15 protein-coding genes are annotated in these 18,344 nt (G+C 46.7%); 8 read left to right on the forward strand and 7 right to left on the reverse strand.

Translation table 11 applies throughout. The features are described 5' to 3' along the window. The 3 genes from V6C93_RS03960 to prfC all read right to left on the reverse strand — a co-directional run. On the reverse strand, nucleotides 1-1,663 hold a 1,663-nt coding region (locus V6C93_RS03960), incomplete at its 3' end, for a proline dehydrogenase family protein (protein ID WP_333475347.1). A 242-nt stretch (nucleotides 1,664-1,905) separates the two neighbouring features. Beyond that, nucleotides 1,906-2,700: a cobyrinic acid a,c-diamide synthase gene (locus V6C93_RS03965; protein ID WP_333475348.1), complete on the reverse strand. Its 795-nt coding sequence runs from the start codon at nucleotides 2,698-2,700 to the stop codon at nucleotides 1,906-1,908. Between the two features lie 287 nt (nucleotides 2,701-2,987). After that, entirely contained in the window at nucleotides 2,988-4,616 is a 1,629-nt protein-coding gene (gene prfC / locus V6C93_RS03970) for a peptide chain release factor 3 (RefSeq protein ID WP_333475349.1), read from the reverse strand. A 187-nt stretch (nucleotides 4,617-4,803) separates the two neighbouring features. Here prfC and V6C93_RS03975 point away from each other — a divergent pair, with 187 nt between their 5' ends. The 6 genes from V6C93_RS03975 (at nucleotide 4,804) to V6C93_RS04000 (ending at nucleotide 13,495) form a co-directional block, all read left to right on the forward strand. Then, nucleotides 4,804-5,151, forward strand: a complete 348-nt coding sequence (locus tag V6C93_RS03975; protein WP_333475350.1) for a DUF4870 domain-containing protein — start codon at nucleotides 4,804-4,806, stop codon at nucleotides 5,149-5,151. Nucleotides 5,152-6,128: 977 nt separating this feature from the next. Continuing rightward, nucleotides 6,129-7,310: a response regulator gene (locus V6C93_RS03980; RefSeq protein WP_333475351.1), complete on the forward strand. Its 1,182-nt coding sequence runs from the start codon at nucleotides 6,129-6,131 to the stop codon at nucleotides 7,308-7,310. Nucleotides 7,311-7,329: 19 nt separating this feature from the next. Then, nucleotides 7,330-8,448 (forward strand): chemotaxis protein CheW, encoded by a 1,119-nt coding sequence (locus V6C93_RS03985; RefSeq protein ID WP_333475352.1) that lies wholly within the window; start codon nucleotides 7,330-7,332, stop codon nucleotides 8,446-8,448. Between the two features lie 61 nt (nucleotides 8,449-8,509). After that, nucleotides 8,510-10,021, forward strand: a complete 1,512-nt coding sequence (locus V6C93_RS03990) for a HAMP domain-containing methyl-accepting chemotaxis protein (protein ID WP_333475353.1) — start codon at nucleotides 8,510-8,512, stop codon at nucleotides 10,019-10,021. A 109-nt stretch (nucleotides 10,022-10,130) separates the two neighbouring features. Next, entirely contained in the window at nucleotides 10,131-12,431 is a 2,301-nt protein-coding gene (locus V6C93_RS03995) for a hybrid sensor histidine kinase/response regulator (RefSeq protein ID WP_333475354.1), read from the forward strand. After that, nucleotides 12,428-13,495 carry a chemotaxis protein CheB gene (locus V6C93_RS04000; RefSeq protein WP_333475355.1) on the forward strand — a complete coding sequence of 356 codons (1,068 nt, stop codon included), beginning with the start codon at nucleotides 12,428-12,430 and terminating at the stop codon, nucleotides 13,493-13,495. The genes V6C93_RS03995 and V6C93_RS04000 overlap by 4 nt, the downstream gene beginning before the upstream one ends. A gap of 213 nt (nucleotides 13,496-13,708) precedes the next feature. Here the strand turns inward: V6C93_RS04000 and V6C93_RS04005 are convergent, their stop codons facing one another. Then, entirely contained in the window at nucleotides 13,709-14,077 is a 369-nt protein-coding gene (locus V6C93_RS04005) for a hypothetical protein (protein ID WP_333475356.1), read from the reverse strand. A 174-nt stretch (nucleotides 14,078-14,251) separates the two neighbouring features. On the opposite strand from V6C93_RS04005, the gene pds reads away from it, so the two are divergent. Together pds and crtB are read left to right on the forward strand one after the other, a co-directional pair. Further along, nucleotides 14,252-15,676 carry a 15-cis-phytoene desaturase gene (pds, locus tag V6C93_RS04010; protein ID WP_333475357.1) on the forward strand — a complete coding sequence of 475 codons (1,425 nt, stop codon included), beginning with the start codon at nucleotides 14,252-14,254 and terminating at the stop codon, nucleotides 15,674-15,676. A gap of 59 nt (nucleotides 15,677-15,735) precedes the next feature. Then, nucleotides 15,736-16,665, forward strand: coding sequence for a 15-cis-phytoene synthase CrtB (gene crtB, locus V6C93_RS04015; RefSeq protein WP_333475358.1), 930 nt, complete (start codon nucleotides 15,736-15,738; stop codon nucleotides 16,663-16,665). A 49-nt stretch (nucleotides 16,666-16,714) separates the two neighbouring features. On the opposite strand, the gene V6C93_RS04020 is transcribed toward crtB, so the two are convergent. The 3 genes from V6C93_RS04020 to V6C93_RS04030 form a co-directional block, all read right to left on the reverse strand. Further along, nucleotides 16,715-17,269, reverse strand: coding sequence for a hypothetical protein (locus V6C93_RS04020; protein ID WP_333475359.1), 555 nt, complete (start codon nucleotides 17,267-17,269; stop codon nucleotides 16,715-16,717). 84 nt (nucleotides 17,270-17,353) lie between these two features. After that, nucleotides 17,354-17,557, reverse strand: coding sequence for a 30S ribosomal protein S21 (gene rpsU, locus V6C93_RS04025; protein ID WP_333475360.1), 204 nt, complete (start codon nucleotides 17,555-17,557; stop codon nucleotides 17,354-17,356). Between the two features lie 327 nt (nucleotides 17,558-17,884). Continuing rightward, entirely contained in the window at nucleotides 17,885-18,196 is a 312-nt protein-coding gene (locus V6C93_RS04030; RefSeq protein ID WP_333475361.1) for an RNA-binding protein, read from the reverse strand. Between the last annotated feature and the right edge of the window lie 148 nt (nucleotides 18,197-18,344).

Consider the following 18,344-nt stretch of genomic DNA (forward strand, 5'->3'; position numbering starts at 1 on the left):
GTTCTGCTTGTTCTACGGAGATGAGTCCAATTTTCCCAATCACCTCACTGGGATTGGAGGGATTAACGGAATCCACGATATCCGCTGTGGTTTGATACTCCCCGTTGATTAGCGGTAAATAAGTTTTGCCCAACTGCGCACGTACAATGCGAAAAGCTTCTTGTGCTTTCTTCCTAGCTTGCGCCTCGGCATAGTCGGTATCTGCCGCATTGGGAAACCCTTCGGTTCGTTCCACCTGAGTCAGGGCAGGTTGAGGGGAATCAACCACCGGGGGCGCTAAGAGTTCCTCAATCGGTCGTTCTTCCAAGTTTTGCCGCAAGAAGGAACTATTAGCTGTATTTTCCAATAATCGCCGAATCAGGTAAGCCATCCCTGGCAGTAGGTCACCATAGGGAGCATACACCCGCACCCGGTGTCCCCGCTTGACTAACGCTTTTGCCAGTTGGTCGCCCATACCGTAGAGGACTTGCATCTCGAAGTGGCGGCGGGGGATGTTGAGTGTTTCGGCGATGGCAATGGCTCGTGCTTGCGATCGCACATTATGACTACCAATGGCAGAATAGACGTACTCGTGATTTTCTAGGAGGAGTTGAGTTATTTTTTCATAATTGGCATCGGTTGCCGCTTTATCGTTATACACCGGCTGAGGCCAATCTTTTTGAGCCGCCTTAATCGTTTCCTGATCCCAATACGCCCCCTTGACTAAGCGCACGGTGATGGGATATCCCCGCTGTTTTGCCCACTCAATCAGGGCTTTGGCATCGTTCTCACTCTCCCGGAGATACGCTTGCACCGTCATGCCGATATCGGTGCGGGTACGGAATTCCTCTTCCATCAACAAGTCTTTGAGGATGGAGAACGTCATCTCTTTGTAGACATACTGCTCCATATCAAAGTGAACCGCCGCACCGAGTTCCTTGGCACGGCGAAGTAGGGTGCGGATGCGATCGCGCACTCGTTCTCGGCTACCCTGAGGATCGAGAGGGTCAAACTGCGAGTAAAAGGCTGTTAACTTCACAGAAACCTGAACTCGCGGCAACGCTTCGCCATCGGCAAAATCAATCTCTTGCACCGGTGACCATTTCTGCGCTTCCTGGGTGAGTTGCTCCATCAAATCGAGATAACTTTGCAGGTAAGATTGCGCCTCGGTTTCCGTAATTACCGCCTCTCCCAGTAGGTCGAGGGTAAACGCCATCTTATCTTTGCGCAAGCGTTCGATCGTTTTGAGGGTTTGTTTAATATTTTCCCCAGCAATATATTTATGGGCTAACGTTTCAACGGCAGTCGATACCGTTGTCGCGGTTACTTGCCCCGGCAGCGAATCGGCTTGGGCAAAGTTGAGCATATTTTTCAGCGTAGATGGCAGTTCAACGGACTCATCACTTAGGTATTCTTGTAAGTGACGAGCAATTTCTGGTTTGCTCCGCAAGGCGGGTAGAGTATCGATGAAGCGAAATAGCTGCACTCGCAAACCAGGGTTACTCATTGCCCAGTCAAGCAACTTATCATCCCAGCGCATTTGGTCGCGCACCTGGGCAAAGAAGGAGCGTTTTTCCCGTGTGGCTTCCAAAAGTTGTTTGGCAATTTCTTGGGTTTTGGCTTCGTAGGTGCGATCGCCTTTGGCGCTGCCCTCTGGGCAATCGGAGGATACTTGTACGACCACAGTTAATATGACTCCCTGGATAAAACTGATGTGAAAATTGGGGTCTCTTGTTGCTCTATACCACTGATGCCAACAACGGAATACCCCATCTTTGGTGAATTGACCCAAACTTCCATTATACTTTTTTCCGAGAAGTGCGGTTACTTAAAGCTTCTAGGAGACGAGGCGATCGTACAGAGAAAGAAATATATATTTATTTGCAAAAATGGAATATATATTTGCAAAAATGGGATGACTTGAGGTCAATCCGGAAAAATGCCTTCCGGTTCAGGATGAAAGATGTATTCATAATCAAATACTAAAAAATTGGGATCGCGAATAATGGAAAAGCCCAAATCTATCACTATATTAGTTGTAAAGGTTGCCATGACCAAGGCAATTAATTTCCTAGGATTTAATAGCGGCTTTTTGACAAAAAAATCACGCTTAGAAAAAAAGTCTTTTTTACTTTCCGGTACAATAAGACCATTGATTTTATGAGCTAATTGAATGGGTTTAATGTAGAGCTTAATAAACTCTTCCTGGTTCTTCTGGATTTGATATAATCTTTCGTGTTGTAGCCAACTCATTTGAAACATCAGTTTAAGCAGTTCAAACCCTAAAATATAATTCAAAATATTGTTTTGCTCCTCTGTACTAATTACCAATCTAAAGACCACCTTAAAATAAAGTTCAGGCTGGTTCCGTAAATCTTGAGCGGAATGAATATAAAATTGTTTAATATAGCCCCGCAGAACCAATTCATTGAGGTCGGTCTTAACCGCAAATTTTTCTAAATATTTCTGGACTCTATATTGGGTATCCGTATCTTGAAGCTTCCTGGAAACTAAGCCATCTGCCGTGTAATTATCTAAAAACTCAGCTTGTACCTCTGGAGGAGAGACACAGATGAGATGACACAATAACAAAAGATGACGGCGTTGCTCCCAAGGTAAGCTTTCAGCCCATTGTTTTGTCTCTAGAGGGAGTTCTTCAAAAAGGATTTCGGAGCTACTGTGTTCAAAGATCGACTCTCCTCCATATTTTTGTTCAGTCATAACTTGAAGGAGCTATCAGAAGGTCAACAAAAATAAGCCGAAAAAAGTTTTAAACAACGTACCATCCGTAAGGGTAGCCTAGGACTAAACATTTTACGTTGGTTTGGCTCTATCTCTTTCTCAGCCTTATGCAAAAGTCTCGAAACCTTGACGGCTGGTTCCTTATTTTTAGTTCCGAACTGGTCAAGCTCAAAATCCGCTGAGGACACAAAAACATTAAGGGCACGATACTATCGTGCCCCTAAAAACGACTATTAGAATTCAGGCTATGTGGAAGGGACAGGGTACTACAAAGATACGGGTTCCTGACCCGAAACCACGGGAGCGCTAGAATTTAGCTTCAACTCTGGGTGATCTTCTTCGACCTGATGCAAATTCCACTCATTCTTAAACAACAGCACCGGACGCCCCCAGTTGTCTTTGACCGTCACCGTGTTGAACAAGCGCCCTACCTTATTCAGCGCTTCCCAACCCCCAGCTACCCAACGGGCAACACTGTAAGGTAAGGGTTCCAATCGAGTCTCAACGCCGTACTCGTTCTGCATCCGGAACTGTACCACCTCAAATTGCAGTTGACCTACGGCGGCTAAAATCGGGTCGCGCCGTGACTCATCCACCGAGTACATAATTTGCACCGCCCCTTCTTCGCGCAACTCCGTAACACCTTTGTGGAATTGCTTGAACTTGGAGGGGTTGGGATTTCTCAGATAAGCAAACAGTTCGGGGGAGAAGCAGGGAATCCCTTCATACTCCAACTTCTTACCGTTGTAGATAGTATCCCCGATCGCAAACACTCCTGGATTATTCAGACCAATCACATCCCCCGGATAGGCCGCCTCAATTGATTCTCGGTCTTGGGCAAATAGTTTTTGCGGTCTTGACAAACGTACTATTTTACCCGTCCGGGCATGATTCACCGTCATATCTTTCTCAAACTTGCCCGTGCAAACTCGCACAAACGCCACCCTATCCCGGTGCTTCGGGTCCATGTTGGCTTGTAACTTGAAGACAAAACCCGTGAACTCTGGGTATGTTGGGGCAAGTTGGCCTTCTGAGGAATTGCGGGCAATAGGTTTAAGAGCATAATCCAAGAAGGAATCCAAGAACAGCTGAACGCCAAAGTTGGTCATCGCACTGCCAAAGAATACGGGCGTCATCTGACCTTGATGAACCAAATCTAAGTCCAGTTCCGGCCCAATCCCTTCAATCAGTTCTAATTCTTCTTTGAGTTGATAGTAGAGGTCTTGCTCCACAAGCTCTTCAATTCGGGGATCGCCCAAATTCACGACTGTATCTTTGGCTTCCCGCGCCCCGTGAGCGCTGCGTTCAAATAGGTGAATCTGCTGAGTGCGTCGGTCAAAGACACCCTTGAAGCGATCGCCCATTCCAATAGGCCAGTTTACCGCATAAGTCTGCAACCCCAGTTCCTGCTCAATCTCATCCAGCAGTTCCAACGGTTCACGCCCTGGACGGTCGAGTTTATTCACAAAGGTGAAAATGGGCAGACTACGCATCCGACAGACTTCAAACAACTTCCGGGTTTGCGGTTCCAAACCCTTAGCGGCATCAATCAACATTACCGCATTGTCGGCGGCGGCAAGAGTGCGATAGGTGTCCTCACTAAAATCTTGGTGCCCTGGAGTATCCAGCAAATTAATCTGGCAATCCTGATATTCAAACTGCAACACCGTCGAGGTAATCGAGATACCCCGTTGTTGCTCCATTTCCATCCAGTCCGAAGTCGCCTTACGCTGCGCTCGGCGTGCCTTCACTGCACCGGCTTCGTGAATCGCACCTCCGTAAAGCAAAAGCTTTTCTGTTAACGTTGTCTTCCCCGCATCGGGGTGGGAAATAATTGCAAAGTTGCGCCGACGTTCAACAGCAGCTTGCAGTTCAGCCAGAATTTCAGTGGACATCCAAGAACGCACAAGTAAGGGACTCTCAAGAAACATTATAGAAGTCAGCAGCCAAGCCAGCCCTTAGAACTCCCGGAGGATTCCCTCCCCCATGCTGGACGGGATTTACCACTCCTCTCAACAAAGGAGCGTGATAAAGTCGTGGTGAGAAGTCAGTCAGTTTTGATGGAATTAAGGAATCGCTTTTATGGAATTTGATCCGGACAAACGCAAACTTTTATCAGCACTCTCTCATGGCTCCATCTTTTTTAGTTCGGTCGTTGTGTCAGTTGCGGTACCGATTGCAATATTATTTGTATCTGAAGACCCAGTTGTGAAGGACAACGCGAAAGAAGCAATTAATTTCCACCTGAATGTGTGGATTTATGAGGCGATTCTTGGAGTATTAGCATTCCTGACTTTGGGATTAGCGGCATTCTTCCTGGGTCCGATATTCTTTCTGTACCATTGGGTACCCCCAATTTTTGCCATCATCCAATCTTTGGGAAATCCCACTCAACCTTACCGTTATCCGTTTATCTTTCACTTCATTTGAGACGGACTAGCAGGGATACTCGGCACCAGCGATCGCACCGACAGAGTAATTCTATACAACGGCACAATCTAGTGAGCCAAGACAAGAGGCGAGAAGCATAAGCTTCCCGCCTCTCTACGCATAAAGTTAAAGATTTTAGGAAGATTGCTTGAATATATTGCCGAACTCAGCGGATTCAAATACCCTTATACAAGGTGTAATACAGGTCATACGTTTGTATGGCTTTTTTGAAGGGTATCGCAGGATGAAAAGAGTGGGCTGGCCACTTCAGTCTTCTCCGTTCGCTCATCCTATGGGTTGCATACACCAAGGCTATCTCTTTGCTTTATTCCAATCTCCTGCTCCCTAACAGTTATTCTCTAATAGAGAATTTATTAAAGGAGGTTTTCCTGTAAATAAATGATAAAAAATCCGTGAAAATACTTAATCGCTTGTCAATTGAATCAGAATAAAATAGTATCAAATAGGTAGGTAGATTTTGAATGGAAAGTTCTGTAGGATGAAATTAGAGGTAGGGTGACTCTATTCATCTTAATGCAGGGAATCTAAGGTTTAAATACATTAAAACTATCTATTTTTGCTTTCAATTCATTATTTTCGATTTCGCACAAGCTATTCTTTAATTCCTCATAGATAGTGAGAGAGATTTTAGGACAAGGTTGTGATTAGCTGACAAAAGTATTGATACCAAATTTGGTCTAATATACCTTTTTTACGTATCTAGCAAAACCTTACCTGATAGAGACGTTTTTACATCTTTTAGGGAAACCAAGGTATATAAAGGTTTGCAATTGCAATAAGTAGGCAAGATAGTAACTATCTAGACAGATTAACTATAAATCTTATTCGTTTAAAAAAACGAATAACTAGTCCCTGCTGACAGGAATAATACTGATTTAAAAAGCGTTTTTTAATCTAGAGAGTAGCAGAGTCCTTAGCAAAAACATTTGCCAAGAGCCATTTAGCAAGTTAAAAAAATGCAAGAAGCATCACAGTATCAAGCAGGACAATTACTTAATGTGCTTTGGGATTTACAATACGAGCGTATTAGTGGCGGTATTTATATCAAAACCACTGTAAATCCTGAGCAAAGACCAAAGTCTTATGTTCTAGTTTTGGAAAACGGACAGCTTATTTACGGTGGTTCAAGAATTCCAGAGACCAATGAAGAATTTGCCAGGATGATTGGGAGTAAGTGCAATCGTAGAATGACAGACATTGCTATCAAATATGCAACGCAAAAATTAAAAAATCCATCATCCTTTCGAGAACTTCTAGAACGAATTGTTCAGATACGAGTGTTCAACTGGGAGGAGATTGAAAGCACTGTCCACAATCAAGTTGTGCAAGTGCTAGAGCAATCATTGCCTTATCCCGGACAGTTACAGGTAGATTCCACTGTGCAGTTTGACCTTAGTCATGGCAAAGACGGTTACGCTCTGGACTGGTCTAGAGTAATGCGAGATGTCACGAAGCGCCAAATGGAATGGACTGTACTGGCTCCTATTGTCCCCTCAATGGAAGCTATTCCTCAGCTGCCACGACGCGGTTTGCAAGTGGTTACAGACATTAAGGCACAACAGCATCTACATCAGTGGGTGAATGGAGTGCGATCGCTCACTGATATTGCCGAGCAATTAAACCAAGACCCTCTAGAGCTGGCGCGGTCTTATAGGGCATGGGCTGTATCGGGTTGGGTCACCTTTGGGGGAGATGTACCTGCGACCCAAGTACCTTCCACAACTGAACAGCAACTTCCGATCGTGCTGAGTGTCGATGACTCTGTGATCGTGCAAACCACAATCAAGCGTGCTTTAGCCGATCGCTACGAGGTGTTGTTGGCAAGTAATGCAGTGGATGCCCTAAAGGTAATCAATACCACTCCGATCGCACTGCTATTGTTGGATGTCACAATGCCAGATGTTGATGGCTTGGAATTCTGCCGCACGGTACGTAGCATTCCAAAATTCAAAAATATGCCGATTATTATGCTCACGGCACGAGATAAATTCTCTGATAAACTTCGAGGCCAAATTGCCGGTGCAACTCATTATCTAATTAAGCCAGTTGAGTCTAATCAGTTACTCGAAGTTGTGAACAAATGTATTGAAAAAACCATTTTAGTTCCCAGTTTCTCTCCCACACTCCTCAACTCCTGAACCCTTCAAAAATACTGTTATGGAAAATAAAGAATATCTAACATTCCGCTTACATGATTTGCAATATGGGATTGAGGCCGTTTTAGTTCAGGAAGTTTTCCCGCTTCCGGAACTGACTCCCATCTCTGAAGCCACCACCGATATTATCGGAATTCTTAATGTGCGGGGGCAAATTGTGCCGATCATACACCTCGATCTACTCCTAAGTAATCCGGTCAAAAATTGCAATTTTAGCGATTATGTGGTTGTAATGCAGTGGGAGGATTCGCTAATTGGCATGGTAGTTCACCAGGTCGATGAAGTATTAGAACTGAATTCTGAAGTAATCACAACCAAACCTTCTTATGATTTTTTTAATAAAATTAATACCAAATTGATTGCTGGGATTGCTAGCCTAGATTCAGGCAACATTGTATTACTCAATACTAAAACATTAATTCGTGAACCGGATGCTGTACTCACCTTAATTTGGGACGCACAAACTCAGATTGATAGCATTGGAACATCTACAAACTCTCAGCAGCAGCTAGAGCAGCAACTATTACCGGGGGAAAAAGAACTTCTCTCTTTCCAAAGCCTTCCTAGCTTTTATGATTTGTACTGCCCTAATGCCACTCCTGACGAACGAAATAGTTTCCGGCAGCGAGCTGATAGTCTTAAGCCACAAACTGAAAGTGTAAAGACAAGCAATGAGCTAATGTCTTTGGCAGTAATTGGTTTCGGCAACGAAGTTTTTGGGGTAGATTTAGGGTTGGTGAGAGAGTTCACCGATATTGGAAATTTAACCCCAATTCCCTGCTGTCCAAGTCATATAGTCGGCAACATGAATTTACGGGGAGAAATTGTCACCTTAGTCGATATTCGCAAGGTTCTGAATCTCCCCACTGCCCCAGTCAGTATTGGTGATCAAGCCATAGTCGTTCAGGTTGATGATATTGTGGCTGGATTGCCAGTTGAGCGGGTATTAGAACTAGTCTCTGTGAATGCTACCGAGTTAACTCCGTTACCTCCACCCTTATCAGAGCTTGGAGAAAATTACCTCCAGGGCATCGTTTCCTCGGAGGAAAAAATTATGAAAGTTTTGGACTTACCTAAACTTTTTACAGAGGGAGAGTTAGTCGTAAACGACGACGCTTAATACAGACCAGGTTACCTCGCACTATCTAAATCAACAAAAGATGAGTTTAAAGGTTAAAAGTATGGAAATTTCAACTCCAATCAGCAGCCAAGTATATGTGCAGAAGCAAGGAAAAAAAACGCAGAACTTTGGAGTTCGCGCTAAGTTGTTTACCAGCTTTGGAGCTTTGATTTTCCTAATTGGAGGAGTCGGGCTTGTGGGTTGGCAAAACACTCAGAAACTCGCTCAAGATGCGGAAGACCTCTATGCAGATGCACTAAAAGGCTCAGTAGCTCTTGCTAGCGCCAATGCCAGTTTGTGGAACCTGCGTTGGCTCCTACCCCAATACATTCTTGAACCAGAACAGCGTAGGGATCTCCGGGTTCTAGAAGACGAATTACACAAGAAGGTTGCCGAATCCTTGGCAAATTACCACAAGACTCAACTCTCTCCTGAGGAGAAAGAATCCTTAGACAAGCTAGAAAAATCTTACAACCAGTATCGAGCAGCCAGGCCAGGATTCTTCGAGCTAATGGATGCAGGTAAAACCGAGGAGGCAGCCGAGTACCGGAAAAAATATACAACCGAAGTCGGTAAAGCAACAAATGCATTACTTAGCGCTCAGATAGAACTCCAGCAGAAAGAAGGTGAACAAAAATACAAGGAAGTTCAAAATACAATCAACATCTTAACGACTGTGCTAACGGTCACTCTCTTACTCTCCCTAACCATTGCAATCACCCTCGCCATTCTTCTGGGTCGTAACATTACTGAAATCGTATTAACGGCTGTTAAAAACATCACCTCAAGTTCCAGCCAAATTGCTACCACGGTTTCCGAGCAGGAACGCACAGTCTTGGATCAGACGGCGTCAGTGAATGAAACGACTAGCACAATTGAGGCACTGGGGACTTTTACCCTGCAATCTGCCGAACAAGCTGAAACCTCTGCGGAAGGTGCCAAGCAAGCCCTATCCCTTGCTGAAGGAGGAACTCAAACCGTCGGTCGAACCATTGAAGGTATTTCGGGTTTGAGAGACCAAGTTACTGCGATCGCTAACCAAATTATCCGCCTTTCCGAACAAACGGCGCAAATCTCCACCGTATCTGACCTGGTGGCAGATTTGGCGAACCAAACCAACATGCTGGCTCTCAACGCTGGGGTAGAAGCCGCCCGTGCAGGGGAACAGGGGAGAGGCTTTTCAGTCGTAGCGAGTGAAATTCGCAAACTAGCTGACCAAAGTAAGAAGTCAGCCAATCAGATTAACGCCCTCGTTAACGAAGTGCAAGCAGCGATTAATTCCACCGTTATGGTTACCGACGAAGGCACCAAGAAAGCAACGGTAGGTATCGAACTGGCGGAAGAAACAGGTGACGTGTTCGCCAGTATCGCCGATTCGATTAACCATGTGTTCCTCAACACCCAGCTAATTTCCCAGAGTGCCAAGCAGCAAGCGGTTTCCGTGCAGCAAGTTGTAGCTGCCATGAATGTCATCAACTTAGGAGCGAAAGAAACCGTAGCAGGGATTATCCAAGTCAAAGACGCCACCAATGACCTCAAAGAGGCGGCTCAAAATCTTGAGGCTGTTGTTTAAAGTCGCAGAAGTCAAGAAAGGAAAAGGAAAAAGGAAAAAGGAAAAAGCGCTATTTTTACTTCTCTTTTGTTGCCTTTTTACCTTCGCCTTTTTACTTACAAAAATGGTCATGATGATACAAGACGAAGAACTACGCAATCTTTATAAGGTAGCCAGTGCTGACCATATCGACAAAATTGAAGCCGGATTACTTCATCTGGAAAAAAATCCCCTAGATAAAGCCAAACTGGAGCAATTACTGCGAGAAACCCACTCTCTCAAAGGCGATTCCCGGATGTTGGGAGTCAAAGATGTGGAAACCCTTACCCACCAAATCGAAGACATTCTAGGGGGAGTGAAGCGGGGCGAGCGAGTTTTAACTCCTCCAATCTTTGAGTGTCTTTATCAGGGACTGGATGCGATTCGGAAAATTGCCACCGAAGCCGTCACCGGACAACCCGCAGGCGTAAGTGTCTTCCATGTGTTAGCTCAACTTATGGGGGCTGGCTCCATTGAGGCATCGCCGGAAAGTCAGGAAATGGTTGCTCCAGCCCAGGTTGCTAATTCTACCCAAGCGATTGTGGAGCCACCTGTCACTGACAATGATTCAGTTCCCAATGAACCTGCCTTGGCAGCTACAGAGGCTCTGGCACAGATTAGTGATTACCAACTTGACACCATCCGGGTTGAATCCCAAAAGCTAGATAAGTTATTGACTCAAGCTAGCGAACTGATTGTGACAAAAGGTCAGCTAGGAGACCGCGTTACTGAAATTGACGAAATCCTAGCCCTATGGGAAGAGTGGAACCGGGAAGCCTTTGTCAGCCGTCTCACCTTTGACGAGTTGGAGAGACGCTTGCAGACGCCGGAACTGCAACCCCTGCAAAATTTCTATAACTTGCTTGAAACCCGCTTGGAGCAGCTAGGCGTTTTGCTCAATCGACTGCGAAGTACGACTGATGAAAATAGCGCCAAACTGGAAACTGTAGTCAATGAACTTGAGTCGGGAATTCACTCTCTGCGACTGCTGCCATTTTCGACGATTTTTAATCTGTTTCCCCGCACCGTGCGGGATTTAGCCAAGCAGCAAGGCAAAGAAGTCAACCTGCTGGTTGAAGGTGGAGACACCAGCGTGGACAAGCGGATTCTCGAAGAAATGAAAGATCCGCTGTTGCACCTACTGCGTAATGCGATCGATCATGGCATCGAAACACCACAAGAGCGGCTAAGTTTAGGTAAGCCTGCCGTCGCAACGATTCGCCTGCGCGGTTATCAGGTTGGCAGCACGGTTAGCATCGAAGTCATTGATGATGGGCGCGGTTTGGATGTCGAAGCGATTAAACAGGCAGCGATGAGTCGTGGTGTGCGATCGCGTCAAGAACTGGCTCAAATGTCAACGGCGGAAATTCAGACCTTAATCTTTGCCCCTGGCTTCTCTACCCGAACCGCTGTAACGGAGATTTCTGGTCGCGGAGTGGGCTTAGATGTTGTGCGTGCCAATGTCGATCGCCTCAAGGGCAACATCCAAGTGGAATTCACGCCCCGCAAGGGATGTTTATTCCGCATCACAGTGAATAGCAGCCTTTCAACGACGGATGCCTTGATTGTGCGAGTGAGTCAGCATCCCTACGCCATCCCTGTGGGATTTGTCGAAGCGATGCAGCTGGTGTCTCCCCAGGAAATCTTTGCGAGGGAAGGCAGCCAGACGCTCCCATTCCAAGGAGAGTCGGTCACTGTTACCTGGCTAGCTGACTTATTAGGCTTACCCGTCAAAACGCCGACATCGACCAAAGCCCTACGTGCGGCCTCAAAAACTATCCCCTGCATGATTTTACGGATTGGTTCGGAACGTTTAGCGCTCCTAGTCGATGTCATTTTGGAGCAACAGGACATTGTCTTGAAGCCCCAAAGTCAACTGCTCAAACGGGTTCGCAATATTTCCGGTGCCACTATCCTAGGGACGGGAGAGGTTTGCATGGTGCTCAATCCTCCCGATTTGTTCAAGTCGGCAAGGAAAGCGATTGTCTCCGTCACGGTTAAGGAGTTAGCCGAGCAAGCACAAGTCAAACAAAAAATTCTCCTGGTTGAAGACTCCATTCCCATTCGGACTCAGATGAAGCGGATTTTGGAGAGTGCGGGTTACGATGTCACGGCGGCGGTAGACGGTGAAGATGGCTTCAACAAACTGAAGGTAGATACCTTTGTGGCGGTGGTTTCGGATGTACAAATGCCCAATTTAGATGGGCTGGGACTGACTGCCAAAATTCGCCAATTCCGGGAGTACCAAGATTTGCCTGTAATTCTGGTGACAACCCTTGCCTCCGAGGAGGACAAACGCCAGGGAGCAGAAGCAGGGGCAAATGCATACATCACAAAGGGTGACTTTGAGCAAGGTGTTTTGTTTGATACGTTAAGGAAATTAATCCGATGACAACATCCAAAAAAGTAGTTTTGGTTGAAGATTCCCCCGTAGCGTTGGAAATCCTGCAACGATTGCTAAATTCTTCACCAGAGGTTGATGTGGTCGGCACCGCACGCGATGGTGTTGAGGGTTTGGAGGTGATTAACAGGACGCAGCCGGATGTGATTTGTACAGACTTGCTCATGGAAAACATGGATGGTCTGGAATTAACCAAGCGCGTCATGGCTGAAAACCCGCGACCGATTTTGGTGATCAGCAATTTTGTGCAAAAGACAGATGTTGATAATGTCTTTCGCTTGTTGCAAGCCGGAGCCTCAGATGTTTTCCCCAAACCTTCAACCGATTCGCCCACCGATTATGAACAACTCAAAGCCGCACTGGTTACCAAAATCAAAATTCTTTCCAATATGAAAGTGACTGCCAAACGACCAGGACAGTCGCTGAGCGCCAAGCCGATGGCCTCTGGGGCATTTTCAGGAAATCAACCCCTGATGAGGAATGTCAGCGCTCGCGTTAAAGTAATCGCGATCGGGGCTTCCACAGGCGGCTTGCAATCCATTCAGAAGATTGTCACCCAACTGCCATCCAATTTCGCCCTGCCCATTATTTGTACGGTACACGTCAGTACAGGTGTTTTGTCAGGATTAATTAATTGGCTCTCCAGTGAATGTTCATTGAAGGCGAAAGTTGCTGAAGTTGGGGAATCTCCTGCACCAGGAACCATTTATTTTGCTCCAGAGAAATGCGATCTGGAAATAGACATGCGGGGTAAGTTCATTTATTCAAACTGTCCTGTAGACAACAAGCATTGTCCCTCTATCAGCGTCGCCTTCAAATCGATCGCCAAGTACTATGGCAAGGCAACGGCTGGGGTGTTATTAAGCGGCATTGGTCGTGATGGTGCAGAAGGTTTGCAGGCCATTGCTCAAGCCGGAGGCATCACAATTGCCCAAGACGAGAAAGGCGGTGCGGCCTATGGCATGGTCAAAGAGGCGATGAGCTTGAATGCTGTGCAACAGGTGCTGACAATTGACAAAATTGCTCCGTTCTTGCTGAAGACTCTATCCGAATGAGCAGTAAACAGTGAGCAGTGACGGGTCATTGATTGCTGCTGCGCTGCACTAGGAGACTTGGATTGGCAGTGAGAGGCTACCCAATTTCATCACTCTTGCTAGAAAATATTCCTAAAACCCTGTTTTTGTAGAGGCGTTAGCGTTAGTCCAACGGTAGCGCCTTTTTTTCATAGAAAACGGCGAAACAGGTACGCGTTTTTAGCCGTGAGCGTGTCAATCCATGCCGTTGCCATCCCCCCACTCAATCTCATGCTCATAAAATGCCTTGAAGGACTTGGGGCAGGAAAGTTGGAATCGGGTGTGTTTGGCGTTCACGCCCTCTTGAAAGCGATTGTGAATTGTTTCGGATCGCTTGTACAGTCGCTTGTATATTGTCAGGTTGGGGCACACCACCACCAGCTCGGTTAAGCCGTTCTTGTGGCTGGTGATTCTCCATTCACAATGGCTAAATAGGGCTTTGAGAGAACTGTCGAGCTTTTCATAGAGGTGCTGTCGTTGTTCTCTGACCGCTGTTAGCTCTCTGGCTAGAGCCAAATCTTCTGGTGAAAGAGGAGACGGTTGATCAGGATTGTCTTGACTCATGACTTTTCTTACCAGTTGGGCGGGGTGCTAAATCCTCCGAGCCGCTTATAGAAAAAATAAGAATGTGGAATTCGGAAGAATCCTTGGCTAAAGCTGGAGAAATGTAACAGAATGCAAAGTATAATGAGACCCAGAGAACACTTATCAGCACCTAACTAAGAGTATTACCATCACATGCGAGTTGCGATCGCTGGAGCAGGTTTAGCAGGACTTGCCTGCGCCAAATACCTTACCGATGCGGGTCACACCCCGATTGTCCTAGAACGCCGAGACGTTTTGGGCGGCAAAGTTGCAGCGTGGAAAGATGAAGACGGGGACTGGTATGAGACCGGTTTACACATCTTCTTCGGTGCCTATCCCAATATGTTGCAACTGTTCAAGGAGCTGGATATTGAAGATCGGTTGCAGTGGAAAGAACACTCCATGATCTTTAACCAACCGGAAACACCCGGTACTTACTCCCGATTTGACTTTCCGGATTTACCCGCACCGATTAATGGCATCGTAGCGATTCTTCGCAATAACGATATGCTGACTTGGCCGGAAAAAATTCGTTTCGGTTTGGGCCTGATTCCAGCCATCATCAACGGGCAGAAGTACGTGGAGGAGATGGACAAATACTCTTTCTCCGAGTGGCTCAAAAAACAAAACGTGCCGCCGCGAGTGGAGAAGGAAGTCTTCATCGCCATGTCCAAGGCGCTGAATTTTATCAACCCTGATGAAATTTCTTCAACCGTCATCCTTACTGCCTTGAATCGCTTTCTTCAAGAAAAGAACGGTTCTAAGATGGCGTTTTTGGATGGTTCTCCTACGGAGCGACTTTGCCAACCAATGGTGGATTACATCACTCAGCGAGGTGGGGAAGTGCGGTTAAATGCACCGATTAAAGAATTTTTGCTCAATGCTGATGGTACGGTGCGGGGGTTCCTGATGCGTGGCTTGAATGGGGCAACGGATGAAGTCCTAACAGCCGATGTGTATGTATCGGCAATGCCGGTAGACCCCTTGAAGGTGATGCTCCCTGAACCTTGGCGGGAGATGGATTTCTTCAAGCAGCTGGATGGTTTAGAGGGCGTTCCTGTGATCAACTTGCATCTGTGGTTTGATCGCAAGCTGACGGAGATTGACCATCTGCTATTTTCGCGATCGCCCCTGCTCAGTGTCTACGCCGATATGAGCAACACCTGTAAGGAATATGCCAATCCCGATCGCTCCATGCTAGAACTCGTGTTGGCACCTGCGAAGGATTGGATTTCCAAATCTGACCAGGAAATTGTCAATGCCACAATGGCCGAGTTGGAAAAACTCTTCCCCAACCACTTCTGCAGTTCTGACCCAGCCAAACTGCTGAAATATAAGGTCGTCAAGACTCCGCGATCGGTTTATAAGGCAACGCCAGGACGTCAACAGTACCGTCCGTCCCAAGTTACGCCGATTGACAACTTTTATTTAACGGGCGATTACACCATGCAACGTTACTTAGCGAGTATGGAGGGTGCCGTACTTTCTGGTAAGCTGACAGCGCAGGCTATTGCGAGGAGTCCGGAGAAAGGTGTCAGTCGCCAAGAGTCAGAAGTCCAATTCGCTTCTACACCCTAGCCCCTAGTTCCTAGTCCCTAGTCCCTAACCTCTAGCCCTTAGCTTGCCGCCTGCTACGAATGCTCCAACTGTCTAATCCATCCCGCATGAGAACGCTGGCCTCCCAGTCGGAAGCTTACGAATATTGCCGCCAAATTACGGCAAAGTACTCCAAAACGTTTTATCTTGGCACGCTGCTGATGCCAGAAGAAAAACGTCGAGCAATTTGGGCGATATACGTCTGGTGTCGTCGGACTGACGAACTGGTGGATGGCCCTCAAGCTCGTTTAACCACACCCGAGACACTAGATCGATGGGAACAACAGCTCGAATCCGTGTTTGCGGGACATCCGATAGACGACCCTGATGTGGCGTTGGTCGATGCGCTGGAACGCTTCCCTCTGGATATTCAGCCATTTCGGGATATGATTGCCGGTCAGCGGATGGATTTGTACCGCAGTCGGTATAAGACGTTTGAGGAGCTACAGCTCTACTGTTACCGCGTGGCGGGAACGGTGGGTTTAATGACTAGCCCTGTTTTGGGGGTTGATGCCTCAGATGTCAAAGCGCCCTGGGATTACCATCAACCGACCTACAATCCAGCCGAAGAAGCGATCGCGTTAGGAATTGCCAACCAACTAACCAACATTCTGCGGGATGTCGGGGAAGATGCACAACGGGGTCGAATCTACCTTCCCTTGGAAGAGCTAGCGCTGTTTGACTACACAGAGGAAGACTTATTCAAAGGCGTTGTTGATGAGCGCTGGTGCGCACTGATGCGCTTCCAAATTCAACGCGCACGTAAGTTTTTCAATCAGGCAGAAAAAGGCATCCGCTCACTCAGTTCCGACTCCCGTTGGCCCGTCTGGGCGGCATTAATGCTTTATCAAGGAATTCTCGATGTGATTGAACACAATCAGTATGATGTCTTTAGCCAAAGGGCTTACGTTCCCAAGCCGCAGAAGCTGCTGACATTGCCTATTGCATGGCTTAGAGCACAAGCCCTTTAAGCGTGGTTGTGCTCCTTGAATAAATAAAGAAGGACTTCATTGTACTTCATTAAACAGACTTGGCAGTCGGTATCAGCTTGTTTAGCTCCAAGTCAATTGGGGCATTAGAAGGCTTGCTTTCTTGCCAAGCTTTCTGAGTCCAAGCCTCCTTCAGGGAGGAAAGCTTGGCTGTTGTAAAGTGAAATGGATGGGGCGGTTCAGGTAAAAATGAAGCACAATCACTTTGCTGATACTTCACCAAACTGACTAACCAAGGTAAAAAGTCCATCACTTCTTCAGGTAATAGGGTTAACTCAAAGCACCAGCCCTGATTTAGCCCTCGACAGCCTCTTCTCCACTTCGCCGCTGTGGCTATACCACCGCCTTTGTTAACAGAAAGGCGAAGAATGAATGGACGTTCAGGAAGTAATTCATCAGGGGCTTTGTAAGCGTAAACACGCAGGTAATTGAACTGTTGTCTGTCATCTATCCAAAAGGCTATGGGGGGATTACCCGTAGATGGATGGCTGGTCGTAATACTCACCGACATATTCATGGCGGCAGCAAAGCCAGAGTAAAATTCGCCTCTGATCTGGGAAATAATACGTATTGCTTCTGGAGTCATAAGTTAAAACCTGTGAGGAAACATTGGCTCAATCGCTCTCTTAAGCGCTGCTGATGAACTCATTGAATTCACCAAGCTTCGCGTTTAAGACGGGTTTGATTTAAAGCGATAATGTCTCTTACTCTGCTTATGTCTGGCAATTTCTTTGCGCTTGCGCTTTTCTAGAGGCGTTTCAAAGTGGCGATGCTTCCTCATATCTGGAAAAATTCCGGCTTTAGAAACTTCTCGCTTAAACCGACGGAGGGCTGACTCAATCCCTTCGTTTTCGCCGAGAATTACTTGGGTCATCCTATCTCCTTTAATCCTATTGACAATGTAAAATCTTCTAATCTACACACCGACTGAAGTAGAGTCTCCCTGTGAGCTAGTGGGATGTTGGCCTAGCGCTGGAACTGAAGTGAGGGCCTAGCTCAGTCCGGAGGTGAAGCCAATCCAAAATCCTCAATCAGTTGACCCTGCTTCCGGTACAACGAACCTATTTTAGCGGAACGTCTAAGAAACTAGCAGGGCGAGTTGGGGAAGTTGGGTATGAACCATCCAGTAAGCTAGAGCTGAAAAAAGGGTAGACTCCTTGTCTACCCTAAGACCTCAGAGTTCAATTTTGAATCTCGAAGCTTAATTGTAGTTGCGCCTTGAAGATCTACCTGAGTTGCCCCAATTCCCTCCACCAGAGGGTCTTCTGTCTTCACGAGGCTTAGCCTTATTAACCTTAAGGTCACGACCCATCCACTCAGCACCATCAAGAGCCTCAATCGCCGCTGTTTCTTCTGCCTCGCTTTTCATTTCTACAAAAGCGAAACCTCTTGGTCTCCCGGTTTCCCGATCTGTAGGCAATTGAACTCGATTGACGGTGCCATATTCTGCAAAGATCTCGTTAAGATCTGCTTCTGTGACCTCATACGATAGATTGCCGACATAAATAGACATGGAGATTCTCCCGAATCAGTGGTGTAGAGAACTAGATTCGGGCAGTGGCTTGTCAGTACTAAAGAGTGCAAACTACGCAGCCGAATTTAATGTTCTGTCGGGATTGTAACACACAAGCAAACAAGCGGTACCGCAGCTGGTGGGGGAT

Source organism: Allocoleopsis sp. (genome assembly GCF_036703385.1).
Classification (GTDB): Bacteria; Cyanobacteriota; Cyanobacteriia; order Cyanobacteriales; family Coleofasciculaceae; genus Allocoleopsis.

Bases quoted from the DNA above. Each gene is read 5' to 3' on its own strand.
- V6C93_RS04005 (WP_333475356.1), bottom strand. From the start codon at position 14,077: ATGAGTCAAGACAATCCTGATCAACCGTCTCCTCTTTCACCAGAAGAT.
- V6C93_RS03995 (WP_333475354.1), top strand. From the start codon at position 10,131: ATGATGATACAAGACGAAGAACTACGCAATCTTTATAAGGTAGCCAGT.
- rpsU (WP_333475360.1), bottom strand. From the start codon at position 17,557: ATGACCCAAGTAATTCTCGGCGAAAACGAAGGGATTGAGTCAGCCCTC.
- V6C93_RS04030 (WP_333475361.1), bottom strand. From the start codon at position 18,196: ATGTCTATTTATGTCGGCAATCTATCGTATGAGGTCACAGAAGCAGAT.
- V6C93_RS03980 (WP_333475351.1), top strand. From the start codon at position 6,129: ATGCAAGAAGCATCACAGTATCAAGCAGGACAATTACTTAATGTGCTT.
- pds (WP_333475357.1), top strand. From the start codon at position 14,252: ATGCGAGTTGCGATCGCTGGAGCAGGTTTAGCAGGACTTGCCTGCGCC.
- crtB (WP_333475358.1), top strand. From the start codon at position 15,736: ATGCTCCAACTGTCTAATCCATCCCGCATGAGAACGCTGGCCTCCCAG.
- V6C93_RS03985 (WP_333475352.1), top strand. From the start codon at position 7,330: ATGGAAAATAAAGAATATCTAACATTCCGCTTACATGATTTGCAATAT.
- V6C93_RS03975 (WP_333475350.1), top strand. From the start codon at position 4,804: ATGGAATTTGATCCGGACAAACGCAAACTTTTATCAGCACTCTCTCAT.
- V6C93_RS03965 (WP_333475348.1), bottom strand. From the start codon at position 2,700: ATGACTGAACAAAAATATGGAGGAGAGTCGATCTTTGAACACAGTAGC.
- V6C93_RS04000 (WP_333475355.1), top strand. From the start codon at position 12,428: ATGACAACATCCAAAAAAGTAGTTTTGGTTGAAGATTCCCCCGTAGCG.
- prfC (WP_333475349.1), bottom strand. From the start codon at position 4,616: ATGTCCACTGAAATTCTGGCTGAACTGCAAGCTGCTGTTGAACGTCGG.
- V6C93_RS04020 (WP_333475359.1), bottom strand. From the start codon at position 17,269: ATGACTCCAGAAGCAATACGTATTATTTCCCAGATCAGAGGCGAATTT.
- V6C93_RS03990 (WP_333475353.1), top strand. From the start codon at position 8,510: ATGGAAATTTCAACTCCAATCAGCAGCCAAGTATATGTGCAGAAGCAA.